At 64.2% G+C, this 2098-nt stretch carries 2 protein-coding genes; both read left to right on the forward strand.

Annotated features, from left to right (window positions below; translation table 11 throughout):
• The first annotated feature begins 638 nt into the window (after positions 1-638).
• Complete coding sequence (locus tag LDL49_RS56315; RefSeq protein ID WP_225303171.1) at positions 639-1340, forward strand: bacteriocin fulvocin C-related protein; 702 nt, start codon at positions 639-641, stop codon at positions 1338-1340.
• 410 nt (positions 1341-1750) lie between these two features.
• A complete protein-coding gene (locus LDL49_RS56320) occupies positions 1751-2059 on the forward strand; it encodes an aldo/keto reductase (RefSeq protein WP_263656771.1) in 309 nt (102 codons plus the stop codon).
• Positions 2060-2098 lie beyond the last annotated feature (39 nt).

Here is a 2098-nt window from a genome sequence, read left to right on the forward strand (position 1 = left end):
CACCGTCAGCCGCCCTCCACCGACTCCGAACAGAGAACAGTAGCCTCGCAGTAACGGAGTGTCACCGCATCAAGAACGGTGCATTCTCATCCGTACACGCTGGCGCACGTTCACCCGTACGCCGACAACTGCTCCGCCGCGCCGCCAACCGCCCCTGAATCCGGCAGGCTGAGGCCGGAATGCGGCGAACATTGGCACTTACACAACTGGTCGGTGTGCGGTCAACAATGCACGCTTGATCAAGCAAGGGGTGTGCGAACGGCGCCTGACCGGCGCGATGCCCGTTGCACCTGAAGGCGCCTACCTGCGCGGTCCATGGTCAAGGGAGGAGAGCGGCGATAATGCGAAGCGATCATTCTGAGGAGCGGTGGATTCTCGCCTTCGACGCCTCGTGTGGCACCTGTCAAGAGGTCTCTGCAGCCGTCAGCGGTGCCGCAGATGGTCGACTCGAAATCCTGCCCCTGCAGCGTCCAGACGTGCAGGGATGGCGTGCCCATGCTTTCGGGGAGAACCCGCCGTTCACGCCCACACTGTTGAGAGTGCGCCGCTCGGGAGAGCAGGAGGATGTGCGGGGGTGGACGTCCCGGCGTCTGGCGTTCCCGCTTGTCGGGCGCCTGGGCCCGCGAAGGACTCTTCGGGTGCTGGCTGCGCTGGGAGGGCTGCGCGAGAAGGTCGATCAGCCATTGGAGTCCCGGCCGGGAGTGCTGGATCGCAAATCCTTCCTCCGTCTGGGCGCCGGTGCCGCAGTCGCCGGTGGGATGCTCTTCGCAGGGAAGGCTCCTGCCTTCGCCGAACAACGTCAAGCTGCTGCGGCTGCCTGGGTGGCGCGGGCCGGAGAGGATCTCCCGAAGACCTACGAGGAGTTCCGCAGATACGCGCTCGCCTATCGGAAGGAGATCTATCGGGCGCTGCCGGCCAACGTACGCGGGAAGCTCTGGCGCGAGCACCTCAAGCACTATCGAGCGGCACATCCGGCGATGTCGACCTCCCAGGAGCAGACATTCGCACGCGTGGAACGTCTCATCGCCGACGACTTGGTGTTCGACGTCGCGGCGGGGAAGCAGGAGGAGTATCGGCAGGCGCAGTTGCAACTGCGTGGCGCGCTGGTGGAGAGCTTCGGCGAGGATGAGGCGTACCAGATCGTCGCCACACTCGGTCCGTCTCAGCGTCCAAGCGGGATCCAACTGGCCGAACAGTGTGACTGCAACCTTGGCGACGACTGGTGCGGAGGGACCAAGGTTAGTTTTTGCAGCACCTACCCCTGTGTACAGCCGGCTCCCAAGGGCTGCGGCTGGCTCTGGGAACAGCCCTGCAACGGTTTGTGCTGGGACTTGGGATAGATCCAGGTTGTCGGTGAGGGCACTGAGCTGGCCTATCACCTGTTCCTGGTGTCGTCGGAGGTCGGCGAGCCGCTCATCGTTGCTGCTCCCTGCCTGACCAGGTCGGCGTACCTGTGGATCTCGGGGAGCGGCATGCCGGTGGCACGCAGGACGATGCACAGACTCAGCCACTGACATCCCGCTCGTCATAGACGCGATGGTAGGGCTTGCTCTAGAGCCGACTCTGGGTCCCAGGGAGATGCCGCACGTTGGGCCACTTGTCCGGGCGGGCGCGGCCAACCTGGGAGATGATCAGGCGTTTGCCTGGGCACCATGATGTTCGGTGCCGTCGGCAACCCCGGCCACGATGACTGCGTCCGCATCATCCATTCCGCCTCGACCAGGGCATCAACTTCATCGACACCGCGGACATGTACGGCGCCGGCGAGTCCGAGCAGTTCGTGGGCAAGACGCTCCAGGGACGGCGTGACGATGTCATTCTCGCCACGAAGGTGCACTTCCAGATGGTCGAGGGCCGCAACCGCGGTGGCGACTCGCGGCGCTGGATCATCAAGGAAGCCGAGGAGAGCCTGAGGCGTTTGCAGACCGATTGGATCGATCTCTACCAGATCTATCGGCCTGACCACTCGACTGTCAATCCCCTCAAACCGTGGAGACGGTCCTATGCCACAGCGGCCCTCAGCAGGGCCGATGAGGCTTGCCTCTTCTCGATCATCTGACGCTCGAATGTGACAGGCGGCAGCCCGTCGTTGGCGCTG

The organism is Nonomuraea aurantiaca, assembly GCF_020215705.1.
Classification (GTDB): Bacteria; Actinomycetota; Actinomycetes; order Streptosporangiales; family Streptosporangiaceae; genus Nonomuraea; species Nonomuraea aurantiaca.

What these genes read in the sequence shown, in the direction of transcription:
- LDL49_RS56320 (WP_263656771.1), top strand. Translation starts at nt 1,751, where the DNA reads ATGTACGGCGCCGGCGAGTCCGAGCAGTTCGTGGGCAAGACGCTCCAG.